Genomic DNA, 22,624 nt, shown 5'->3' on the forward strand with positions numbered 1-22,624 from the left:
CATGAACAGCGGGCGATCGCGTCTTGCGATCACCCGCTGAAGGGGATCGGCTCAGGCCGGCTTGGCGTCGAAGGCCACCGCCGGATAGGGCTTGAAGTCGCGCACCATCACGAAGGAGCCCTGCGCCTGGAGGATCGCCTCCTGGCGCGTGCCGCGGTGATCGGCGCCGGTGAAGGTCACCTTGCGTGCGCCGCCGACGGAAGCATTGCTCAACGTGTTACCTGCCTCGATCAGATTGGCGCGCGTGATCGGCTTGCCGCTGTCGATCAGCGCGCCCAAAATGCTGCCGAACAGGGCGGCGTTGCTCCAGCCGTTGAGGCCGAACACGCCGACCGGATCGTTCGGATAGTATTTCGACACCGCCTCGCGGTAGGCCTTGATCTCCGGCTCGGCGCTGTCGACCGGCAGCAGCCATGAGGAGAAGTAGACGCCGTTGAGGAGATCGCCGGTCAGCTTGTAGGTCGCGGGATCGGCGGTGAAGAACGGCGCAAACCAGGTCAGCTTGACGCCCTGGCGGTCGGCGGCCTTCAGCGCGGCCGCGAGGTTGGCGTTGGAGCCGAACAGGATCGCGGCCTGCGCCTCCGAATTGGCGACGCGGCGGATGTGCGGCGTGAAGTCGGTGGTCTTCACCTCGAACGGGACCGACTCCGCCGGCGTGAGCTTGTTCGCCTCCATGAAGAGATCGAAGCCGCGCTTGGCGGAACGGCCGAGCTCGTCGTTCTCCCACAACAGCGCAATCTTCTTCAGCTTGAGATCGTTGACGGCGAACTCGGCATTCGAGGCCGCCGACCAGCCGTAGTCGGGCAACAGCGGAAAGATATTCGGCTCGGCGAAGAAGGCGCTGGCGCCGCCGATCGGTCCGATCATCGCCAGGCCGTTCTCCTTGGCATAGGGAATGACGGCGACATTGGTCGCGGTGCCGACTGCGGCGACGAGCGCAAAAATGTGGTTGTCCTCGACGAGGCGCCGCACCGCGGCGACGCTGCGGGCCGGATCGTAGCCGTCGTCGAGCGTCACGTAATTGATCTTCCAGCCCTTGATGCCGCCGGCCTCGTTGACGCTCTTGAAATAAGCGTCCGCCGCGTGGGTCAGGATGGCGTAGAACGGGACCGGTCCCGTGATCGGGGTGAACCCGCCGATGGTGATGGTCTTCGCGGCGGCGTCGACGCCGATCTCGTCGGCGCGGAGCGCTGTGCCGGGATAGGCCGATGCGAGCGCGGCGGCGCCCGATAGCTTGAGAAAGTCGCGCCTCTTCATAGGCCCTCCCCGATATTTGTTTTTCTCCGACAATCTTTAGAGGGCGGAACTGACTTGGTCAAGAAAAAATGCATTATGCATTATGTTGCAATACGAACCTCTCCCGCCAGGATCAGCTCGGCGCGACGGATGACAGGAGCATCGATCATCTTGCCGTCCAGCGCCACCGCCGCGCCGGCCTTGGCGACCTCCATCACCCGGCGGGCCCAGTCGAGCTCGTCGGCCGTGGGCAGGAAGGCATCGTTGACCGGCTTGACCTGCGCCGGATGGATGCAGAGCTTGGCGCCGAAACCCAGCGCCTTTGCGCGGCCGACCGCCGCACCGAAGGCCGCAGCATCCGTCCACGACGTCGTCACCCCATCGATCGGCGGCGCCAATCCGGCCAGCCGCGATTCCAGAACGATTTGCAGACGGACCGGATCAAGCTCCTGGGCGGTCTCGGTCACGCCGGCATCGATGCCGAAGTCGAGATTGCCGAACGCCAGCTGCGAAACCAGACCGCTTTTGCCGATGCTGCGCAGCTCGGCATATCCCCTGACGGTTTCGATCAACGCGATGATCTGGCACGGCCGGTCCAGCAACCCCACCACACGATTGAGCGCTCCGGGCTCGGCCTTCGGCAGCATCAGTCTGGTCACGCCGGCGCGGCGGATCATGTCCATGTCGGCGGCGAAGAACGGACCGTCCGCACCATTGACGCGCACGACCGCGTCCGTCCGCCCGCTCCACTGCGCGATCGAGCCGCGCGCCGCATTCTTGTCGGCCGGGGCCACCGCGTCTTCGAGATCGAGGATGACCTGGTGGGCGCCCGACGTCGCCGCCTTGTCGAAACGCTCGGGCCGGCTGGCGGGGACGAACAGGAAGGAACGCGACAAAGGGCTGGACATGCGGCGATGACCTCGATTATGCATGATGCATTATCGTTTGTACTTCTATCCTCCCCGGTGGGCCGCGTCTATGGTAGTCGCGGGGCAATCGGTCGGGGGCAGCGGCATCGACATGGAATACCGGACGAAAGAGGAGCAGGTCGCCGACTATCTCCGCGAGGGCATCATCTCGGGGCGGTTGCCGCGCGGCGCCCGGCTGAAGCAGACCGAGATCGCGCAGGAGCTCAAGATCAGCATCACGCCGGTGCGCGAGGCGCTGAAGCTGCTCGAGGCCGAAGGCTATCTCGCCAGCGACTCCTATCGCGGCGCGACCGTGGCGCCGTTTGACGTCGAAGCCTCCACCGAGATCCTGAAGCTGCGGATCACACTCGAGACCCAGCTGGTCGAAAGCGCCGTGCGCAACATCACCGCCGAGGAGATCGCGGAACTGCGCGAGCTGGCGCGGCAGTTCGAGGAGGCCGCGCTCGCCAACGACAGCACGGCCGCGCGCGGCATCAACTACCGCTTCCACCGCCGCATGTACGATTTCGCGCGGCTTCCGAAGACGCTGCATTTCGTCCAGGTGCTGTGGGCGCAATATCCGTTCGACGTCATCAACCGCATCGGCGGCCGCGCGCTGCGCGCCGCAAGGGAGCACAGCGAGCTGCTGAAGAACGTGATCGAGGGCGATGCCGCAAGCGCGATGCTGACGATGCGTCAGCACATCGAGACCGGCTGGACCGAGCTGCGCAACAGCATGCCGGCCAAGGCCGAGGATCCCGTCAAATCGAAGAGCTCTGAGAAGGAGACGCTATGAAGCCGATGCTGCTCGTCATGGACATGCTGAACGATCTCGTCCACGAGAACGGCAGCGGGGCCAAGACCTACGTCCCGCTGATGAAGGAGCGCGACGTGCTCGGCCGCACCAAGGCTGTCATCGCCAAAGCGCGCGCGGCCGGCGTGCTGGTCGGCTACGTCCGCGTCGGGTTCTCGCCCGACTACCGCGAATGCCCGCCGAACTCGCCGATCTTCTCCCGCGCCAAGGGCGCCGGCCTGTTCAAGCTCGGCACCTGGGGCACCGAAGTGCATCCCGACCTCACCCCGGAAGCGGGTGATTTCGACATCGTCAAGCATCGGGTGAGCCCGTTCTACGGCACCTCGCTCGAGCCGATCCTGCGCGCCCACGGCGTGACCGACCTGTTCCTGTCCGGCGTCTCCACCAACGGCGTGGTGCACACCGGCGCGCGCGAGGCGCACGACCGCGACTATGCCTGCACGGTGCTGGAGGATTGCTGCGCGGGCGGGACGAGCGACGAGCACGACAGCGCACTGCGCTGCCTCGCCCGCTTCGCTGCGATCAAGAACAGTGCCGATGTGAGCTTCGCCTAGCGCTTTCTTCCTTCTCCCTTGTGGGAGAAGGTGCACCGTCTGCAAGGTAAGGATGAGCTCTACGCCCCCAGCCAGCGCGGATTGATCGCTTGCTGATAGGTGACGCCGCGCACGGCTTCGCTGAACTTCAGCTCGAACTCCATGTTGTGCGCGAATTGCTGCTCCGACAGCGTTGGCGGCACCGAGACGGTCATGCGCTGATCCGACACCGTGTGTTTGATCAGCTCGGTCGACGTCTGCTGGAAATACCGGTCATGCAGGATCTGGCCGGCAGCATCGGGATCGCTCCGGATCAGCTCCGACGCCCGGGTCATGCCGCGGACGAGCGCGGCGGCGACCTCCGGATTCTTGTCGAGGAAATCCGGCCGTCCGCACAGCACCGTGTAAAGGAAGTTCTCGATGCCGGGCACCTCGCCATGCGACGGGCGCGCCGCCCAGACCGCAAGACCGTCCTCCACCGCCTGGTTGTTCGCGGGCGCGGTGGTGTTGAAGCCGTCGATCTGGCCGGAGCGCAGCGCCAGATACATCTTGTCGAGCTTGACCACCGTGAGGCTGACATCCTTCTCCGGATCGAGCCCGCCGAGCGACAGCAGATAACGCCAGATCTTGTCGGTGCCGCTGCCGCGGCCGGAGATCGCGAGCGTCAGGCCCTTCATGCGGGCCATGCGCTCCTTCAAGGGCATCTCCGGCACAAGACCGATCTTCTCCGCCGTCTTCCGGCTGATCACGGCGTCGCTCGCATATTGCGACATCAGCGGCGCGAAGGCGTTGATCTTCTGGCCTTTGGCGACCGCCAGGATCACGTCGCTCATCACGAGGCCGGCGACGTCGACACTGCCGCCGAGGATCGCGGCCATGCTGTTGGTGCCGCTGCCGGTGTCGATCAGCGAGACGTCGAGGCCTGCGTCCTTCATGAATCCGGCAGCCGTCGCCACCAGCAGCGGCAGGTAGGCGAAGGTGTAGCCGCCGATCGCGATGGTGACCGGCTTGCCGCCCGCACCCTGCGCCAGGGTCGGCGTGACCGAGCCGGTGAATGCTCCTGCCGCCATACCGCCCAACATCGTTCGACGCGTGATCATGATGTCCTCCCTTTATTCTTGTTTTGACATGGTCTCCGTTAGCGCCAGCGGAAGATCCAGCTCTCCAGCCGTCCGAGCGCTTCGTTCAGCAGGGTGGTGACGACCATCAGCGCGAACAGCGCGGCGAACACGCCGGCGGTGTCGAGCTGGCCCGCCGAGTTCTGCGTGAGGTAGCCGATGCCGGCATTGGAGGCCATCATCTCGGCCGCGACCGCGCCGACGAAGCCGTAGGGCAGACCGAGCTTCAATCCCGTGAACAGCCATGGCAGCGCAGACGGGAAGATCACCATGCGCTGAACCGCGAATTTGCCCGCGCCCATCGTCCGAAGCGCATCGACCATCTTGAGGTCGACCTCCCGCACGCCACGCAAGGTCGAGAAGAACACCAGGAAGAACACGCTGATCGCCGCGAGCACGATTTTCGGCGCGAGCCCGATGCCGAACCACATGATGAAGAGCGGCGCGAGCGCGACCTTGGGCACGCCGTAGACCGCCGTGACGAACGGATCGACGGTGCGATGCAGGGTGTCGTTCGCGCCGACCAGCAATGCGAACGCAACGCCCGCGGTTGCGCCCAGCACGAAGCCGGCGAACGTTTCCTTGAAGGTGATGAGCAGATGATAGGCGAGCTGCCCGCTCGCCGTCCACGCGACCAGCGTCTTGAATACGGCGACCGGGCTGCTCACCCAGAACGGATCGAGCAGCGGGCCGGACGCAGCCTGCCAGGCCGCCAGCATCGCAACCGCGAAGATCGCGCGATAGAGCCAAACACGACTGGATGGACTTAAGGCCGGCTCGGCCCGCGTCTCCGACAGCGCCTGCGTGCTCATGACGGTCGCCTCACGGGGGATTCGAGCGCGGCCCAAAGCCGCCGGTAGTGTTCTTCGAACGCCGGATGGAAGCGCACCTCGTGCACCTCGCGCGGCCGCGGAATGGTGATCGGCTCGTCGAGCCTGATCCGGCAGGGACGCGGCGAGAACACCAGAACGCGATCGGCGAGCGTGATCGCCTCGACGATGTCGTGGGTCACGAACACCACGGTCTTGCGCTGCGCCGACCACAATTTCAGCAGCTCGGCCTGCAGCACCAGCTTGAGCTGGGCGTCGAGCGGCCCGAACGGCTCATCCATCAGCAGCACCGGCGGATCGTAGATCAGCGTGCGGGCCAGCATCGCGCGCTTGCGCATGCCGCCGGAGAGCTGGCTCGGATAGTGCTGCTCGAAGCCGTCGAGGCCGACCTGCGCGATCTGCTCGTGCACGCGCGCCGCGATCTCGGCGCGGTCGAAATTGCGCAGCTCCAGCGGCACTGCGATGTTCTGCTCCACGGTCCGCCACGGCAGCAGGCTGTCGTGCTGGGTGAGATAGCCGATCCCGGTGTTGACCGCAGCAACCGGCTCGCCCTGGCACAAGACCGAGCCTGCGCTCGGCTGATCGAGACCAGCGAGCAGGTTCAGCACCGTCGACTTGCCCGAGCCGCTCGGGCCGACGATGGCGAGAAACTCGCCGTTCTCTAGCGAGAAATCCAATCCGCTGAGGACATCGACCCGGCCGCTGCGCGAGCTAAAGGTCTTGCCGACGCCGCGCAGCTCGACCGCAGGCGCGTGCGGCGCCTCGCAATCCTGCGCAGGGACAACAGACAGGTGCGCCGATCTCATCGCCTTCGCCTCCCCTGTATTCTTCTTGTTCTCGATCCCGCCCTGGTCTCAATCCTGTCCTGGCGTCCTCAGACCTGCGCCGCCGCGCGCATCGCGAGCGCGCCGTTGGCACCGCTGGCCCAGAGGTCGAGCGACTGTGCATCGCCCTTTCCTTCCAGCTTGAGCGCCGAGCTCACGAACAGCGGCGAGACGCCCCTGAATTCGAAAGACTTGAGCGGCTGGCCGGCGCGCCTCTCCGCAAAGCCTTGCAGCAGCGTCGCCGTCAGGGGACCATGCACGACGAGATCGGGATAGTTTTCCTCGGCTCGCGCATAGGCCTGGTCGTAATGGATGCGATGCCCGTTCGACGTCAGCGCCGAATAGCGGAACAGCAGCACCGTGTCGGGCCGGAATTCTTCCGACCACGCCGCATCCTGCGGAGCGGGCGAGGCCGGCGGCGCGGGCGATCCGGGCGCTGCCGCCTCGCGATAGACGATGTCCTGCTCCTCGGTGATGCAGGCCGTTCCATTGCACGTGACGCTGTGGCTGACGGTCACGAAGACGAGCTTGCCGGCGCGGCCGGACTTGGCCTCAACCTTGAGAATGGTGCTTTCGCGCACGCCTTCTCCGCCGATGGTCAGTGGTGCGTGATAGGTGAGCCGCCCGCCGGCCCACATGCGGCGCGGCAGCGACACCGGCGGCAGGAAGCCGCCACGCTTGGGATGCCCGTCGGTCCCGAGCTCATGGCGCGGCACGAAGCGGTTGAAGAAGATCCAGTGCCATCCCGGCGGCAGCGGCGCGCCGGATGCATGGTTTCCCGCGATGCCGAGCGTGGCGCCGAGCGCGGCGACACGGTCCGGTGCGATCAGCTCCCGGATCGTTTCCTTGCGGCCGACCCAGGCGTGCCAGTCCTGTTCGACCGATGCTGCACTCTCGCTCATGGCGGCAACTCCACTTGAAACGGTCAGTAAATCACGCGCTGCTCGATCAGGCTGTCGCGTTCCGCGTGGCTCAAGCCCAGCAGCTCGCTGAACACATAATCCTCGTCCTCGCCAAGCCGCGGCGTGCCGCGTGCCATGCCGACCTCGGATCGCGAGAACCGGATCGGCGCCTTCAGCGCGGCACGACTGCGGCCCGTCGTGTCTTCGACGTCGACGACGGTTCCGCGCGCGCGCAGATGCCGGTCGTGCGCAATGTCTTCCATGTTGCAGGACACATGCGCCGCGATCCCGGCAGCCTGCAGCATACGCTCGGCCTCACCGGCCTCGCAGGACATCGTCCAGTGCTCGATCTCTCCGTACAGCGGCCGCCGATGCTGATGCCGGCTTGCAGCGGTCTGAAACCGCGGATCCGCCAGGAGATGCGGTGCACCGATCAGCTTCGCCAAGCTCCGCCATTCGTCGTCGGAGCGCACCGCGATGGTCAGCCAGCGATCCACCTCGCGGGTCCGGAACACGCCATGCGGTGCCATGCGCAGATGATCATTGCCGATCCGCGCCGGACTTCCGCCCGCCGCGGCGAACAGCAGCGCCTCGCCGACCAGCGAGCAGGCGACCTCGCGCGCGCTGACATCGACATGTCCTCCGCGTCCGGTGCGGCGCAGGCGATACACCGCGGCCACCGCCGCCATCGCCGCATTCATGCCGACGCTGTGATCCATCACATGGCGCATCTCGACCGGCGGTCCGTCTTCGTAACCGGTGAGATAGCCGAGCGCGCCCCAGGCGCCGAACAGCGGCGCATAGCCGGCGAAATGCGAATCCGGCCCGCTCTGGCCCGACGAGGACACCGACACCATCACCACCGACGGCTTCAACGCGGCGAGCGCGGCATAGCCGAGGCCGAGCCGCTCCATCACGCCGGGCCGAAAGCTCTCGCAGACGAGGTCGCTCACCCCGACCAGCTTCCTGGCCAGCGCAATGCCCTTGGCGTCCTTCAGGTTGATGCGCACCGAGAGCTTGTTGGAGGCAACCTGGTCGAAGCTCGCAGGTCCCATCCGGCCATAGACCGGATGCGGCTTGCGGAAGATGTCGGGGCGCGCCGCGCTCTCGACCTTGATGCACTCGGCGCCGAGCTGCGACAGGATGTGGGTGCAGAACGGACCCGCCGCATGCAGCGTGAAATCGGCGATGCGAACTCCGGCAAGCGGTTTCATGAGGCCTCCGCGGCGACGAGCGGCTGGTCGCGGATGCGCCTGGCCGTGAGCAGGTGCTGATGTTCGCCGAGCCGCGGCGGCCCGGCTCGCAAGCGCAATGCCGCGCCATCGACATGAAGCGGCGCCGACAGCACCGGCAAGGAGCCGCGGCCGGGGATCTCGACCGGCTGAAACAGCTCCCGCGCGCGTTCATGCGCGCCGGCCAGCACCTCGGCGGGGCTCACATATTTCGCCATGGGGACGCCCAAGGCCTGCGCGCGCGCGACGACGTCCGCCGTCTGCTGTTCGAGCGCCCAGGCGCGAATGGCGCGATTGATCTCGGCACCGCGGCGGCTACGCTCCAGCGAATCCGCGAGCGCGGGATCGAGCATCCAGTCCGGGCGGCCCATCAGTTCGACCAGGCCGCGCCATTGCCGCTCCTCGAGAGTCAGCAGCTCGACATAGCCGTCGGCGCATTCGAGCACGCCACCATATTTGAACGAGCGGGTGTGGCGATGCTCGAGCGAGCCGTCGCCAAGGCGCTGCAGCGCGAATGCACCCACCGCAAGCGCGGCATCCTGCACCGAGACGTCGACGCTTTCGGCACCACCTTGCTCACGTCCGATCAGCGCCGACAACGCGCCGAGCGCAGCTACCACGCCGCCCTGATATTCGGCGAAGTGCCCGTAGACCTTGATCGGCGGACGATCGGGAAAGAGCTCGGCGGCAAGGCCATTCGGCAGCAGGAAGCCTTCGCCGGATGCGTGGATCAGGTTGATCTCCTCGCCCTGCCAGCCGGCCTTCGGTCCGACCGCGCCGAAGGGCAGCACCGAGACATCAATCAGTTTCGGATAGCGCAAGCTCAGAGTCTGCTCGTCCAGATCGAGGCTCGCGCGTTCGTCAGTGCGAAGGTCGTGGATCAAGATGTCGGCGGCCGCCAGCAGCACGGACAATGCCGCCCGCCCCGACGCCGTCTCGACATCGCATGTGACGCTTTTCTTGCCGGCCGCCAGGAAAGCGAACAGTGCGCTGGCTTCGCCCGACGGCGGAAGGAATGGCGGCTCACGGCGAAGCGGATTGCCATCCGGCGGCTCGATGAGAACCGTCTCGGCACCGAGGGTGGAGAGAAGCCGGCCGGCATGGCTCGCCGCAACACCGCGCGAGATCTCGACGACGGTCACTCCCGCCAGCAGCGGCGCAACGGCCCCGTCCATCATGGCAACGCTTCCCCTTATTGTTCTTGGTCTCGTCCGAGGCGTGGTGCGCCAACGCGCACCACGCCTCGGTTGTTGGCTCGGGCTGCCGTTAGCGGATCGTCGGCAGTTCCAGCTCGAGTGCCGATCCGTCGAAGAACACGCGATTGTCCACGTTGCGCGATGGCAGCATCACAGTGGCGAGGCCCGGCGTGGTCAATTCACCGCGCTGGTTCTCACCCCAGATCTCGAGATCGACCAGCGCAAAACCGTCCTTGACGTATTTCTTGCTGACCTTGCCCTTGCACCAGGTGGAATCACCCATGGTGTTGAAGCGCCGCATCTCGGTGCGCACGCGCTTCAGGAACGCCGCGTCGCCCATCCAGTTGGTGACGAGGCTCGCGAGCCACGACGAGCGCTGCGGGCCGTAATCATAGGTGCCGGGAACGCCGACCTCCTTGGCGACCGACTCGCGGTGATGGCCGATGCCGGTATATTCGATGCCGCCGCCGGCCTCCGGATTGCGGAAGAAATGGCCGGGATGCTTGACCGCGGATTTCAGCACGATGCCGTGGGTGTGGCCGCGGCCGCAGCCGACCAGGAAGCCCATCGTGTCCATCAGCGAGAGCGGGCCGCGGACGATCGGCGGCAATTCGTCGCCGACATTGACATCCTCGAAGTAGCGAACAGCGGTCCCCTGCATCCGCTCGTCTTCCTTCAGGATCGCTTCATCGAGCGCCGCGAATTCGTCCGCGGTGTATTCGTAGGGCTTGACGTCCTTGTACTTTCCGGCGTCGCGCGCGGCCTTGCGCTCGTGACGTGTGCAGGTGCCGAGCGCGCGGGCCACGAGGTCGCCGCGCTGGTTGGAATAGGTCGCCTCGACATATTGCAGCACGAGGCGTCCGGAGAACTTGCTCTCCTTCTCCTCGATGCCGACGACGCGCTCGATCGCGGTGATGCGGTCGCCCGGACGGATGTGGCGGAACAGCTCCCAGTCGTTGCCGGCGTAGAAGCCGTGCACACCGGGCAAGCCCCAGCGGGTGCGGCCGATCCAGCCGAACGCCATCGGAAACATGGGATGGGCGACATTGGTGCCGTAACGGCTCTGGCGGCCGTGCTCGGCGTCGCGATAGAGCGGATTGAGATCGCCGATGCCGTTGCAGAAGTTGCGAATGGTGTCTTCGGTCGCGTCCTGGAGATACGGCCCTTCGGGGCGAAGCTGCAAACCGATCATGCCGCGCGCCTGCGCGATCGCCTCGTCGGTGATCTTTCCTTCCGCCGGCGCGTGACCGACCTCTTTTTCCATGACGTCTGCCATTGTGGTCTCCGTTCCCTGTATGAGTTGAGGTTTTTCTAGGCTGCGGGTTTCATGGCGCGGGCCAGTGCCGATGCTGCCGCAGCCGCAAGGCCATCGAGGTCGCGCGAGATCACGACGCCCGCGCGATCGAGTGCCTCGACCTTGGCGGCCCAACTCTCGGCGTAGGAGCCGATCATCGCGGCCGCATGTCCCATCTTCTTGCCGGCGGGCGCGGTCCGACCAACCAGAAGCGCCGCCGAAGGCTTTGCATCGGGTCGCTTGGCATATTCGGCGAGCGCGTATTCTTCCGAGCCACCGATCTCACCGAGATAGATGATGGCGCGCGTCTCCGGATCATCGTGGAACAGCGCGATGGCCTCGGCGGCATTGACGCCGCGCACGGGATCACCGCCGATGCCGACGACGCTGGTTTGGCCGAGGCCGGCCTGCGAGAGGCGGAAGCAGGCCTCATAGGACAGCGAGCCGCTGCGCGAGATCACACCGATCGGACCCGGCGTGTAGCAGAACGACGGCATGAAGCCGAGCTTGGCCTTGCCCGGCGAAATCAGGCCCGGCGAATTCGGTCCGACCAGGTGCGCGCCGTGCTCGATCGCCGCCGCGCGCATCTCCATCGCATCGAGCACAGGCAGGCCGTCGCCTGGATAGGCGATCAGCGGGCAGCCGGCCTCGATCGTCTCCAGCACCGCATCGAGTGCGACCATGGCCGGCACGTAGATCAGCGCCGCATTGGCGTGCGTTTCCTGCATCGCGGCCGCGACGCTCGAGAACACCGGGATGCCCTCGATGGCCTGGCCGCCGCGCCCCGGCGCGACGCCGGCCACAACGCGGGTGTGGCTCTGCGCGAGATCCTTGACCGAGAAGGTCCCGAACTTGCCGGTGATGCCGACGATCAGCACGCGCACGTCGGAGTCGAGGAGAATGCTCATGACCGCGCTCCTGCAACCTTCTGCACGATGTCGGCGACGGCCAGCTCCAGAGTCGCATGGTTGCGATGGCCGGCCTCGCCGAGAATGGTTGTCGCCAGGTCGCTGCGCGTGCCATTGAGGCGGACGGTTACCGGCTTCGGGGACGCTCGCTTCGCCAAGAGCTCAACGAGCGTTTTAGCCACACGATCCGTGTGCAGCCCGCCGCCGAACATGCTGACCAGAATGCCCTTCACGTTCGGTGCGCGGTCGAGGAGATCGAAGGCGAGCCCGAAGCCTGCGGGCGTCGGATTACCGCTGACGTCGAGAAAGCAGGCCGGCTGCGCGCCGGCGCCGTCGATCGCATCCATCGCGGCCATCGTCATGCCGGCGCCGCCCGAGATCAGGCCGATCTCGCCATCGAGCCAGACCAGCATCAGATTGGCCTCTTCACACAGCCTGATCTCGCGTTCCGCCTTGTCGCGCGAGCTCGCAATGGCCGACGCTGTGGCGGCTCTGCGAAAGGCCGCGGCTTCGTCCAGGACAATCTTGGCGTCGGCAGCGATCAGCGCGCCACCCTTGGCAACGACCAGTGGATTGATCTCGACCGTCGTGCATTCGTTCGCCTGCGCGATCTCGAGCAGCCGGCGCGCCGTGGAGATCACGCGCTCGCGCACCTTCAGATCACTCTCGACCGGTTCGAGCAGCGCGCGAAAGGCGTGAGCGCGAAAATTGCGGGCGAGTCCGACCGGATAGCTCAGCGGCGGCGGACCGTCCTCGATGTTGACGCCACCGTGCGGCGAATAAAGCACGTTGAAGCCGCCGACGCGGCTGTCGATCGCCACGGCGAGATACAGCTCGCGCTCGATGTCGAGCCAGGACTCGACGAGCACGGACTCCGGCGCCTCGCCGGCGAAGCGCATCGCCATGATCGCGTCGAAGGCCGCTTCGAGTTCTGTGGCCGAAGCCGCCTTGCGGATGCCGCCGGATTTTCCTCGGCCGCCGGCGGCCACCTGCGCCTTGACCGCAACAGGAAAGCCGACCTGGCAACCGCGAACCTCCTCGAGCGAATGCAATTCGCAGCTTGAGGGAGTGGGAACGGCAGCGGCGCGGAGCAGCGCCTTGCCCTGAGCTTCGGTGACCAACATGAAATGCATAATGCATTCTATTTTCAGGCGGTCAATGGCTATTATTTGAAGATCGGCGTCGATTTGGCGAGAAATGGAGCAGAAAAGTCGATCTGGCGATGGGTTTTCTCAATTTTTTCGCCGCGCTCCCGCCAACGATAATGCATTATTATTGCGGCATGCATTGCGCGTAGCGTTGCAATGGGCGTCGTTGGGGCGCGGTTCGCTCGCTCAGCCTCGCGGTAGTCGGGACAAGCAGCCGGCCGGTTGCTGCGATGAGCATCGCAGCCATAGCCCCCTATGACGCCAAATCGCGAAATAGACCTTCGTCATGCCGTTGGTGAGAGCGCCAACTAGGATCGTGCCGACGATCACGTGGCGGACGCTGCCCTGCCCGCCGCTGAGGTCGATTCCGCCGAGCACGACGACAAGGAGCGCGTCGTAGATCAACGTCGAATGGTACAGGCGCGGTATTAATCACAACGAAGCCAAGTCGACTTGGCCAATCGGGGAGGTCTAATCGTGAAAATTCGCAAATTGCTGCTGCTTGGGGGTGCGTTCTTTGGCATGAGCACCGTTGCGTTCGCTCAAAGCCCGGCAGACGACGAGTGCGTAAATCCCGGAAACGACGAGCTGTTGAAGCAGGGATGCGCCTATCTCGACGAGTTCATGAAGGCGTTCAACTCGCGCGATGCAGTAGCCTGGGCCAAGACCGTCCATTATCCGCATATTCGGATCGCCGGCGGGCAGGTGCAGATCTGGAACACGCCGGAAGAATATGCGCAATCGAACGACGCGAGGCAGTTGGCGGAGGCATCGACATGGGCGCGTTCGGCCTGGACTTATCGCAAGCTCGTTCAGAAATCCGACGACAAGCTCCACTTTGTCACGCGCTTCACGCGCTATGACGCCAACGACAAGCCGATATTGTCGGCCGATTCCCTCTATGTGATCGTTAAGAAGGACGGGCGCTGGGGTGCCTTGGTGCGATCGAGCTATGTCGGCATCATCGGCAAGAAGACCGCCTTCTGACGCGCCGCATCTTCAACTCGAACACGAGAGGACGTCCCACCGGGTGACGTCTTCTCGTCGCCACGAACGCATTTTGCCTAGACCTGCACCGAGGTCAGCTTCTTCAGGCAGCGCAGCGCGAACGATGACCGGCTGTGGCGGATGCCCGGAATGCGGTAGAGCTTTTCGCGCAGGAAGCGTTCGTAACCGGCGGTGCTTTCGACCGCGACCTTCACGACGTAATCATAGTCACCCGTGGTGAGATAGGCTTCGATCACCTCGGGCAAGTTCGTGAGCAGCTGGCCGAAACGTTCGAGCATCTCCTCGTCGTGGCGATCGAGCGTCAGCTCGATGATGACTGTTTCAGGCAGACCGAGCTTGTCCTGATTAAGAAGCGCGACGTAGCCATCGATATAGCCCTGCGTCTCCAAACGCTTCAGCCTGTTCCAGCATGGCGTCGTGGAGAGGCCGATCCTGTCGGCGAGTTGCGCCGTCGTCAGGCGCGCGTCCTGCTGCAAGGCGCGCAGAATCTTGCGATCGATCTCGTCGAGCCGAAGCGCGTCCTTGCGCGGAGCCTTGACTGGCGTCGTGGCACGTCCGACCGGCGACATACTAAGAACCTCATTCTCGACTTGAAGCTATAATGCAGAACCCCTTTATCGCTTTTCCAGCCTATACCCAGAAGAAAAGAACAACAATCCTCAATCTTGCCAGTAAGCTATACCAACAAAATGAGACCATTGCGGTGTTTCTTCTCGAACTCCAGACCAGCGATATGCACGCTGCACTCGGCCGCCTGCTCGACCAGACGCGTGTTGCAGGGCTCCGGCTCGCTGCCGTCAGCGCGCAGGTGGACGCGAACGAATGCCGCATCTCGGCTTCCATAGACATCGATGATCGCGACCTCGTTGACCGGCTCGCTCGCCGCGTCGGCGCGTTGTTTTGCATCGATGCGATCGAGGTGAGAGGTGAAAGTCAATGCGCGACCCCAACCTCATGCGTGACGCTGTGAGCCCCCAAAGCGGCGCGGCGCCGTCCGCGGAACATGCGCCGCTCAAGCTCCACGTACCGGAGCCGGCGGTGCGCCCGGGCGGCACGCCTGATTTCTCGAACATCCGCATCCCCCGTGCAGGCCAGGTCGATCGTCCCGACGTCGACGTGGACGCCGAAACGATGCGTGACCTCGCCTTCTCCGTCATCCGCGTGCTCAATCGCGATGGCGAGGCGGTCGGTCCCTGGGCCGGCGCGCTCTCGGACAGCGAATTGCTCGAAGGCTTGCGCCACATGATGACGCTGCGCGCGTTTGACGCGCGCATGCAGACAGCACAGCGTCAGGGCAAGACGTCGTTCTATATGCAGCATATGGGCGAAGAGGCCGTGAGTTGCGCCTTCCGCAAGGCGCTTCTTCCGGGCGACATGAATTTTCCGACCTATCGCCAGGCGGGGCTTTTGATCGCCGGCGGCTACTCGCTGGTCGAGATGGCCTGTCAGATCTACTCCAACACGCATGATCCCCTGAAGGGACGCCAGCTACCGGTGATGTATTCCTCCAGGGAGCACGGCTTCTTCTCGATCTCCGGCAATCTCGCCACCCAATACATCCAGGCGGTCGGCTGGGCGATGGCGTCCGCGATCAAGAACGACACCAAGATCGCTGTCGCTTGGATCGGCGATGGCGCAACTGCCGAATCCGACTTCCATGCCGCGCTGGTGTTCGCCTCGACCTATCGCGCGCCGGTCGTGCTCAACATCGTCAACAATCAATGGGCCATCTCGACCTTCCAGGGCATCGCACGCGGCGGCTCCGGCACGTTTGCGGCGCGCGGTCTCGGCTTCGGCATTCCGGCGCTACGCGTCGACGGCAACGACTACCTTGCAGTCCATGCGGTCGCGAAATGGGCCTGCGAGCGCGCACGCCGCAACCTCGGCCCGACCCTGATCGAGCACGTGACCTATCGCGTCGGTGCGCATTCTACCTCGGATGACCCCGCGGGCTATCGGCCGAAGACAGAATCCGAAGCGTGGCCGCTCGGAGATCCCGTGATCAGGCTGAAGAACCATTTGATCGTCCGCGGCGCCTGGTCGGAGGAGCGGCACAAGCAGGCTGAGGCGGAGATCCTCGACTCCGTGGTTTCGGCACAAAAGGAAGCCGAAAGCTACGGCACGCTCCATTCCGAGCAGCGGCCTACGGCACGCGACATGTTCGAGGGCGTGTTCGCCGAGATGCCGGCGCATCTGCGCCGCCAGCGCCAGGAAGCCGGAGTCTGAACCATGACACGGCGGACCATGATCGAGGCCATTCGGGACGCCATGGACGTGATGATGTCGCGCGACGACGGTGTCGTCGTGTTCGGCGAGGACGTCGGCTATTTCGGCGGCGTGTTTCGCGCAAGCCAGGGACTGCAGGCGAAATACGGAACGAGCCGCTGCTTCGATACCCCGATCAGCGAACTCGGCATCGTCGGCATCGCGGTGGGCATGGCGGCCTATGGCCTGAAGCCCTGCGTCGAAATCCAGTTCGCCGACTACATGTATCCGGCCTATGACCAGATCGTTTCCGAAGCCGCGCGGCTACGCTACCGCTCCAACGGCCAGTTCACCTGCCCGCTGGTGGTGCGCATGCCGACCGGCGGCGGCATTTTTGGCGGACAGACGCACAGCCAGAGCCCGGAGGCGCTGTTCACCCATGTCTGCGGTATCAAGACGGTGGTGCCGTCAAACCCGCGCGACGCCAAGGGTCTGCTGATCTCGGCCATCGAGGACCCCGATCCCGTGATCTTCCTCGAACCCAAACGACTCTATAACGGTCCGTTCGATGGCCATCATGACCGACCGGTGACGCCGTGGTCGAAGCATGATCTCGGCGAGGTCGACGACGGACATTTTGCAATTCCGCTCGGCAGCGCCGCGATCCGCAGGCAGGGCAACGCCGTCACCATCCTGGCCTACGGCACGATGGTTCACGTCGCCGAGACCGCCGTGACCGAGACCGGCGTCGATGCCGAAATCATCGATCTCCGTTCGCTGTTGCCGCTCGATCTCGACACCATCGAAGCCTCGGTCAGGAAGACCGGACGCTGCGTGATCGTGCACGAGGCGACGTTGACCTCTGGATTCGGTGCTGAGCTCTGCGCACTGGTCCAAACGCGATGCTTCTACCATCTGGAAGCGCCCATTGCGCGTGTCGCCGGCTGGGACACGCCCTACCCGCATGCGCAGGAGTGGGACTACTTTCCGGGCCCATCGCGCGTCAGCCGTGCATTGATCGAAACGCTGGAGGCCTGAGATGGCCGAGCGCGTGGTCAGGCTGCCCGACGTCGGCGAAGGCATTGCGGAAGCCGAGCTCGTGGAATGGCACGTTAAAGTGGGCGACATCGTGCGCGAGGACGCCGTGCTCGGTGCCGTCATGACCGACAAGGCGACAGTGGAAATCCCCTCGCCGGCGGACGGACGTGTCGTCTGGCTCGCCGGCACGGTGGGTGACGTGCTCGCCATCGGCTCGGATTTCGTTCGGCTGGAGGTGGACGGCAAGAGTGAGCCGGCGACGGCGGAAACGCAGCCGGCGCCGCGCGCGGCAAGCTCGCCGCCCCAAAAGCCTGACGATGCCGCAAGCACCGCGAGCCTGCCGGCGAGCGAGCCGCCCAACGCATTGAGGTCGCGGTCCTCCACGGCGCCGCTCCACCACGCCAGTGATCGGCCTCTGGCTGCTCCCGCGGTCCGGCTTCGCGCGCGCGAAGCCGGCGTCGACTTGCGCCAGATCCGCGGCACGGGCCCCGCTGGGCGGGTCACCCACGATGATCTTGACGCCCATATCGCGCGCGGCCTTACCGGAACGACAGCGGCGCAGTATCGGACGCAAACCGCGGTAACCGACATCAAGATCGTCGGCTTGCGCCGCAAGATCGCCGAGAAGATGTCGATTGCGAGCTCGCGCATTCCGCACATTACCTATGTAGAAGAGGTCGATGTCACCGCGCTCGAGGATTTGCGCGCGAAGATCAACAGCCAAAAGCAGCCGGGCAAGCCCAGACTGACATTGTTGCCGTTCCTGATGCGCGCCATGGCGCGCGCGATCGCCGAGCAGCCTCATCTCAATGCCCATTTCGACGACGAGGCAGGGATCGTTCGCCAGCACGCAGGCGTTCATATCGGGATCGCCACGCAGACGCCGACCGGCCTGGTGGTCCCCGTCGTTCGACATGTGGAAGCGCTCGACCTCTGGAGTTGCGCCGCCGAGGTCGCGCGGCTCGCCGAAGCGGCTCGGAACGGCAACGCCAGCCGCGACGAACTCTCCGGTTCGACCATCACGATCACCTCGCTCGGCGCGCTGGGCGGGCTTGCCACGACGCCCATCATCAATCACCCGGAGGTCGCGATCATCGGTGTCAACCGGATCGCTATCCGTCCGCATTGGGATGGCGCTGCCTTCGTGCCACGTCAGATGATGAACCTGTCGTCCAGCTTCGATCACCGGGTGATCGATGGGTTCGATGCCGCCCGGTTCGTGCAGCGCATCAAGCTGCTGTTGGAAACGCCGGCCATGATCTTCATTGAAGGCTAAGCCTGTGAACGAACTTTCCTGCAAGCTTCTCGTCATCGGCGCTGGCCCCGGCGGATATACCTGCGCGATCCGCGCTGGCCAGCTCGGCATCGATACGATCGTCGTCGACGCCCAGAAGCCCGGGGGAACCTGTCTCAATGTCGGCTGCATTCCGTCGAAGGCCTTGATCCATGCAGCCGGCGAGTATGAGACGATTGCACGCGCCGCCGAGAACAGCCCGCTCGGTATTTCCACTGCAAAGCCATCGCTCGACTTCGCCAAGACCATCGCCTGGAAGGACAGCATCGTCCGGCGTCTGAACAGCGGCGTGGCCGGTCTGTTGAAGAAGGCCGGGGTCAGGCTCGTGGCCGGGTACGCCCGCTTCCGCGACGGCAAGACCATCGAGGTCGAAACGCAATCCGGCCGGCAGGTGATCCATGCCGCAACAGTGGTGATCGCGACAGGCTCCGCACCGGTCGCGTTGCCATTGCTTCCCTACGGGGGCCGCGTGATCTCGTCGACCGAGGCATTGGCGCTCACCGAAATCCCGAACAAGCTCGTCGTGGTCGGCGGCGGCTACATTGGCCTGGAGCTGGGCACGGCGTTCGCGAAAATGGGTTCGACCGTCACCGTCATCGAGGCCGCGCCACGTATTCTCCCGCAATATGATGGCGACCTGAGCGAACCCATCGCCAGACGCCTTGGTGCGCTCGGAGTCACCGTTTTGACAGGCGCGAAGGCGACGGCGCTGGTTGCGGATGGCACGGCACTCGCGATCGAGACTGCTAGCGGCGAGCAGACATCACTTGAAGCCGATAGGATCCTCGTTACCGTCGGTCGCGAGCCCGCGACGAACGGTTTTGGCCTCGAGAACCTCGATCTCGATATGGACGGACCGTTCATCCGAATTGACGATCGATGCCGCACTTCGATGCACGGCATCTTCGCGATCGGCGACGTCACGGGAGAACCGATGCTGGCGCATCGCGCCATGGCGCAAGGCGAGATGGTGGCCGAGATCGTTGCCGGTCGTCGCCGCGCCTGGGACCGGGTTTCGATCCCGGCGATCTGCTTCACCGATCCCGAGATCGTCACCGTCGGCCTGTCCCCGAGCGAGGCGGCCGGAAAGGCTTTTGAGATCAAGACAGATCTCTTTCCGTTCAAGGCCAACGGTCGCGCACTGACGCTGGAGCGGGAGGACGGCTTCATCCGGACCGTGGCGCGGGCGGACAACCATTTGCTGCTTGGAATCCAGGGTGTCGGAGCCGGCATAGCAGAACTGTCAGCAGCCTTCAGCCTCGCGCTGGAAATGGGTGCACGCCTCGAGGACATCGCGATGACCATCCACGCGCATCCAACTCAAAGCGAAGCCTTGCACGAGGCCGCGCTGAAGTCGCTGGGACATGCAATTCATATCTGAACGTACAAGCATCGCCACCATGGCCGCCGTTCGTGCGCGTTTCTCGTCGTCTCGAATGATCGACCAATTGCAGCTGGTCCTCGAAGCGCTCACGCAACATCAATAAGTTAGAGAGCTCCCAAGTTACGGGCGCCATATCATTTGGGCTTCAAGGCGCTAACCCAGCAGAATCAATGAGCTTCGGTCCATCGAGCGAGCTGCTCGAAATTCGTCGGCATCGATTTCAGCAAATACGTTACGCCAATTTTGCATGGGTTGACGTATTTGCCCGCCAGTCTCCGGAAGACCAACCCCGTCTCCGGGGATCGCAAGGAGCAGTACATTCGCGCCGCTCTGTTGGCGGGATGCGTTGCGCTTGCCTTTCAGCCGACGAGCGATGCTCGCCTTACGTCTTGAGGGCAAAGGGATCACGCTCTTCGTTTGAGAAATCGATCATGACGTTCTTGGTCTGCAGGAATTCGTCCAACGCCGCCACCCCGCGCTCTTTACCGAATCCCGACTCCTTGAACCCGCCGAACGGAGCCATCGCACTGGAAGCACGGTAGGTGTTCACCCAAACCGTTCCAGCGTGGACCGCCCGCGAGACGCGCAACGCGCGCGACAGGTTCGTGGTCCAAATTCCGGACGCCAGCCCGTATTTGCTATCGTTCGCGATGCTGATCGCCTGTTCCTCCGAGTCGAAGGGAATGATCGAGAGCACGGGCCCGAACACCTCTTCCTGGGCAATCGTCATCCTGTTCTCAACGCCGGTGAAGATGGTCGGCTCGATGAAAAGACCTTTGCCCAGGCCATCGCCTGTCGCAGGCTTGCCGCCGCAAGCGAGGACCGCGCCCTCCTTCTGGGCATCACCGATGCATTTGAGAATCCGATCGAACTGCGGCTCGTTCGCCACCGTTCCCATATCTGTTGTCTTGTGCAACGGATTGCCCAACCTGATCTTTTGAGCGCGGCCGACGAGCCGCTTCACGATCTCATCATGAATCGAACGCTGAACAAGCAGCCGCGAGCCCGCGATGCAGGTTTGTCCGGTTGCGCCGAAAATGCCGGCGAGAGCACCAACCGTCGCCTTATCGAGGTCCGCATCCTCGAAGATCACGTTGGGCGACTTTCCCCCCAGCTCAAGCGTCACCGGGACTAGCGAGCGGCCCGCCTCCGCTGCAATCTGTCGACCGACATTCGGACTCCCCGTGAAACTGACACGGTCAATTCGGCCGCTCGTGAGCAGCGCCTGCCCGGTCCTGTAGTCGCCGGTCACCACGTTGACGACGCCCGCCGGAAACCCGGCCTCCCGGACCAGTTCGGCGAACTCCAGCGTCGTCACGGATGCATGCTCGGATGGCTTGATGACGACGCAATTGCCTGCCGCGAGCGCCGGAGCGAGCTTGTTGGCGAGCAGGCCCATCGGGGAATTCCACGCCGTGATCAGAACCGCGACACCGATCGGCTCCCGACGCGTGAAGTCGAAGACGTCGCGCTGGTCCAGCGGAATGGTGTCACCGAAAATCTTGTCGGCGCAGCCCGCGAAAAACCGGTAGGCGCGCGCGGCAAAATGCATCTGACCGTGCGTCTCGCGGATGATCTTGCCGTTGTCGGAGCTCTCCATGATGGCTATGCGCTCAGCCTGCGCATCGAGCAGGTCGGCCAGACGGTTCAACAAATTCGCCCGAGCAAGCCCGGTCGTTTTACTCCAGACGGAGTCATACGCTCTCCTGGCCGCCGCGATTGCATCGGCGACTTGCGCCGGGGTCGCCTGCGGCACCAGCGCCCATTCCTCGCGGGTATAGGGGTTTATGGCGGACAACCATTCCTGGTTCGGTGCGCTCACGATCTCATTGGCGATGGCAATTCCGTACTTCTTCGGCATGATCGATGATCTCCGCGACTGGCGAACCGTTGTGTGTCTGATCTAGAGAGTGTGTCCTGCGCCGGCCTTCTTCCGGCTGAGGCTTAGGCCGGCTTTCCGCAAGCGTCGGCGTCCAGCCGCGCGATTCCGTCGAGCCCCGCGCGCGCGGCAGGAAAGAGGGACAGCACCTGCCGGTCGTGGCCTGGAATGATGTGGGACGGACCATCGGCGAGCTGCTGGATGACAGCGAAGCCGTTCAACATCTGCTTGGTGTCGAACAACACCGGGAATGGTCGCCGCTGCAGGATGTTGGCGTAGTAGTGCGAAGCATCCGAGGCCAGCACCACGTGACCTCGCCGCGTCTTCACCCTCACGACCTGCAGTCCCGCGGTATGCCCGCCCAGCCAGTGCAGGGAGATTCCGTCGTCGAAATCGGAATTCGCATCGTGGAGCGTCACGCGCCCTTCGAAGTTCCGCCTGACGATGTGACTGACGTCTTCCACATTATAGGCCTTCTTCTGCTCGACATCGCACATGCAGCGGCCCGTGCAGAAATGCATCTCACGCTCCTGCACGTGATACCGGGCTTGAGGAAACAGATCGTGGTTGCCGGCATGGTCCCAGTGCATATGGGTCAGGATGACGTCTTTCACGGTGTCGGGATTGATCCCGATCTGCTTCAGCCCCTCAGCGACCGGTCGCGTGACGGCATAGTTGCGCGCCTTGCCGGCCTTCTCGTCGAAGCCAGTATCGACGATCACCGTGCGGTCCCGGCCGACCAGTGCCCAGACGAAGAAGTCCATCGGCATCGGGCTGTCCGGCGCATCGTGCTCGATGAAGTTCTCCGATGAGCGGCGCTCGTCCTTCCTGGCGTACCGGATCGCATAGATTTCATACTCGGACATGTCATCA

22 protein-coding genes are annotated in these 22,624 nt (G+C 64.4%); 8 read left to right on the plus strand and 14 right to left on the minus strand.

Annotated features, from left to right (window positions below; translation table 11 throughout):
• Nucleotides 1–51 precede the first annotated feature (51 nt).
• Both FOM02_RS37160 and FOM02_RS37165 read right to left on the minus strand, forming a co-directional pair.
• Nucleotides 52–1,257: an ABC transporter substrate-binding protein gene (locus FOM02_RS37160; RefSeq protein WP_027564065.1), complete on the minus strand. Its 1,206-nt coding sequence runs from the start codon at nucleotides 1,255–1,257 to the stop codon at nucleotides 52–54.
• A gap of 80 nt (nucleotides 1,258–1,337) precedes the next feature.
• Nucleotides 1,338–2,168, minus strand: coding sequence for a CoA ester lyase (locus FOM02_RS37165; RefSeq protein WP_322596930.1), 831 nt, complete (start codon nucleotides 2,166–2,168; stop codon nucleotides 1,338–1,340).
• Nucleotides 2,169–2,214: 46 nt separating this feature from the next.
• Here FOM02_RS37165 and FOM02_RS37170 point away from each other — a divergent pair, with 46 nt between their 5' ends.
• Both FOM02_RS37170 and FOM02_RS37175 read left to right on the plus strand, forming a co-directional pair.
• The gene (locus tag FOM02_RS37170; RefSeq protein WP_265440866.1) at nucleotides 2,215–2,940 is read left to right on the plus strand and encodes a GntR family transcriptional regulator; all 726 of its coding nucleotides are present in this window, start codon (nucleotides 2,215–2,217) and stop codon (nucleotides 2,938–2,940) included.
• Nucleotides 2,937–3,512: a cysteine hydrolase family protein gene (locus tag FOM02_RS37175; RefSeq protein WP_027564063.1), complete on the plus strand. Its 576-nt coding sequence runs from the start codon at nucleotides 2,937–2,939 to the stop codon at nucleotides 3,510–3,512. The genes FOM02_RS37170 and FOM02_RS37175 overlap by 4 nt, the downstream gene beginning before the upstream one ends.
• A 59-nt stretch (nucleotides 3,513–3,571) precedes the next feature.
• On the opposite strand, the gene FOM02_RS37180 is transcribed toward FOM02_RS37175, so the two are convergent.
• The 9 genes from FOM02_RS37180 to FOM02_RS37220 all read right to left on the minus strand — a co-directional run bounded on the left by FOM02_RS37180 (nucleotide 3,572) and on the right by FOM02_RS37220 (nucleotide 12,928).
• On the minus strand, nucleotides 3,572–4,591 hold the full coding sequence (locus FOM02_RS37180) for an ABC transporter substrate-binding protein (RefSeq protein WP_084334943.1): 1,020 nt from the start codon (nucleotides 4,589–4,591) through the stop codon (nucleotides 3,572–3,574).
• Nucleotides 4,592–4,629: 38 nt separating this feature from the next.
• The gene (locus FOM02_RS37185; protein ID WP_051377656.1) at nucleotides 4,630–5,421 is read right to left on the minus strand and encodes an ABC transporter permease; all 792 of its coding nucleotides are present in this window, start codon (nucleotides 5,419–5,421) and stop codon (nucleotides 4,630–4,632) included.
• Nucleotides 5,418–6,245: an ABC transporter ATP-binding protein gene (locus FOM02_RS37190; protein WP_027564060.1), complete on the minus strand. Its 828-nt coding sequence runs from the start codon at nucleotides 6,243–6,245 to the stop codon at nucleotides 5,418–5,420. Before FOM02_RS37190 ends, FOM02_RS37185 begins: the two co-directional genes overlap by 4 nt.
• A 68-nt stretch (nucleotides 6,246–6,313) precedes the next feature.
• On the minus strand, nucleotides 6,314–7,165 hold the full coding sequence (locus tag FOM02_RS37195; protein ID WP_027564059.1) for an FAS1-like dehydratase domain-containing protein: 852 nt from the start codon (nucleotides 7,163–7,165) through the stop codon (nucleotides 6,314–6,316).
• A gap of 23 nt (nucleotides 7,166–7,188) precedes the next feature.
• A complete protein-coding gene (locus FOM02_RS37200) occupies nucleotides 7,189–8,379 on the minus strand; it encodes a CaiB/BaiF CoA transferase family protein (protein WP_027564058.1) in 1,191 nt (396 codons plus the stop codon).
• On the minus strand, nucleotides 8,376–9,575 hold the full coding sequence (locus tag FOM02_RS37205; protein ID WP_027564057.1) for a CoA transferase: 1,200 nt from the start codon (nucleotides 9,573–9,575) through the stop codon (nucleotides 8,376–8,378). Before FOM02_RS37205 ends, FOM02_RS37200 begins: the two co-directional genes overlap by 4 nt.
• Nucleotides 9,576–9,663: 88 nt before the next feature.
• The gene (locus FOM02_RS37210; RefSeq protein WP_027564056.1) at nucleotides 9,664–10,869 is read right to left on the minus strand and encodes an FAS1-like dehydratase domain-containing protein; all 1,206 of its coding nucleotides are present in this window, start codon (nucleotides 10,867–10,869) and stop codon (nucleotides 9,664–9,666) included.
• 35 nt (nucleotides 10,870–10,904) lie between these two features.
• Complete coding sequence (locus FOM02_RS37215; RefSeq protein WP_027564055.1) at nucleotides 10,905–11,795, minus strand: succinate--CoA ligase subunit alpha; 891 nt, start codon at nucleotides 11,793–11,795, stop codon at nucleotides 10,905–10,907.
• On the minus strand, nucleotides 11,792–12,928 hold the full coding sequence (locus FOM02_RS37220) for an ATP-grasp domain-containing protein (RefSeq protein WP_027564054.1): 1,137 nt from the start codon (nucleotides 12,926–12,928) through the stop codon (nucleotides 11,792–11,794). The genes FOM02_RS37215 and FOM02_RS37220 overlap by 4 nt, the downstream gene beginning before the upstream one ends.
• A 492-nt stretch (nucleotides 12,929–13,420) precedes the next feature.
• Between FOM02_RS37220 and FOM02_RS37230 the strand changes: the two genes are divergently transcribed.
• Nucleotides 13,421–13,930 (plus strand): hypothetical protein, encoded by a 510-nt coding sequence (locus FOM02_RS37230; RefSeq protein WP_027564052.1) that lies wholly within the window; start codon nucleotides 13,421–13,423, stop codon nucleotides 13,928–13,930.
• Nucleotides 13,931–14,007: 77 nt separating this feature from the next.
• Here the strand turns inward: FOM02_RS37230 and FOM02_RS37235 are convergent, their stop codons facing one another.
• Nucleotides 14,008–14,520, minus strand: coding sequence for an Lrp/AsnC family transcriptional regulator (locus FOM02_RS37235; protein ID WP_051377655.1), 513 nt, complete (start codon nucleotides 14,518–14,520; stop codon nucleotides 14,008–14,010).
• Nucleotides 14,521–14,552: 32 nt separating this feature from the next.
• Here FOM02_RS37235 and FOM02_RS37240 point away from each other — a divergent pair, with 32 nt between their 5' ends.
• Genes FOM02_RS37240 through lpdA form a run of 5 tightly spaced genes read left to right on the plus strand, consistent with a single transcriptional unit; the run spans nucleotide 14,553 to nucleotide 19,869 of the window.
• Nucleotides 14,553–14,921, plus strand: coding sequence for a hypothetical protein (locus FOM02_RS37240; protein ID WP_141263155.1), 369 nt, complete (start codon nucleotides 14,553–14,555; stop codon nucleotides 14,919–14,921).
• Nucleotides 14,906–16,177 carry a 3-methyl-2-oxobutanoate dehydrogenase (2-methylpropanoyl-transferring) subunit alpha gene (locus FOM02_RS37245; protein WP_051378394.1) on the plus strand — a complete coding sequence of 424 codons (1,272 nt, stop codon included), beginning with the start codon at nucleotides 14,906–14,908 and terminating at the stop codon, nucleotides 16,175–16,177. The genes FOM02_RS37240 and FOM02_RS37245 overlap by 16 nt, the downstream gene beginning before the upstream one ends.
• Before the next feature lie 3 nt (nucleotides 16,178–16,180).
• The gene (locus FOM02_RS37250; protein ID WP_027564048.1) at nucleotides 16,181–17,194 is read left to right on the plus strand and encodes an alpha-ketoacid dehydrogenase subunit beta; all 1,014 of its coding nucleotides are present in this window, start codon (nucleotides 16,181–16,183) and stop codon (nucleotides 17,192–17,194) included.
• A 1-nt stretch (nucleotide 17,195) separates the two neighbouring features.
• The gene (locus tag FOM02_RS37255) at nucleotides 17,196–18,470 is read left to right on the plus strand and encodes a dihydrolipoamide acetyltransferase family protein (RefSeq protein WP_027564047.1); all 1,275 of its coding nucleotides are present in this window, start codon (nucleotides 17,196–17,198) and stop codon (nucleotides 18,468–18,470) included.
• A gap of 4 nt (nucleotides 18,471–18,474) precedes the next feature.
• Nucleotides 18,475–19,869, plus strand: a complete 1,395-nt coding sequence (lpdA, locus tag FOM02_RS37260) for a dihydrolipoyl dehydrogenase (RefSeq protein WP_027564046.1) — start codon at nucleotides 18,475–18,477, stop codon at nucleotides 19,867–19,869.
• A 385-nt stretch (nucleotides 19,870–20,254) separates the two neighbouring features.
• Here lpdA and FOM02_RS37265 read toward each other — a convergent pair whose 3' ends face one another.
• Together FOM02_RS37265 and FOM02_RS37270 are read right to left on the minus strand one after the other, a co-directional pair.
• On the minus strand, nucleotides 20,255–21,733 hold the full coding sequence (locus FOM02_RS37265; protein ID WP_027564045.1) for an aldehyde dehydrogenase: 1,479 nt from the start codon (nucleotides 21,731–21,733) through the stop codon (nucleotides 20,255–20,257).
• Nucleotides 21,734–21,816: 83 nt separating this feature from the next.
• A complete protein-coding gene (locus tag FOM02_RS37270; protein ID WP_027564044.1) occupies nucleotides 21,817–22,617 on the minus strand; it encodes an N-acyl homoserine lactonase family protein in 801 nt (266 codons plus the stop codon).
• Nucleotides 22,618–22,624: the final 7 nt, after the last annotated feature.

Source organism: Bradyrhizobium sp. SEMIA (genome assembly GCF_014844175.1).
GTDB lineage: Bacteria > Pseudomonadota > Alphaproteobacteria > Rhizobiales > Xanthobacteraceae > Bradyrhizobium > Bradyrhizobium arachidis.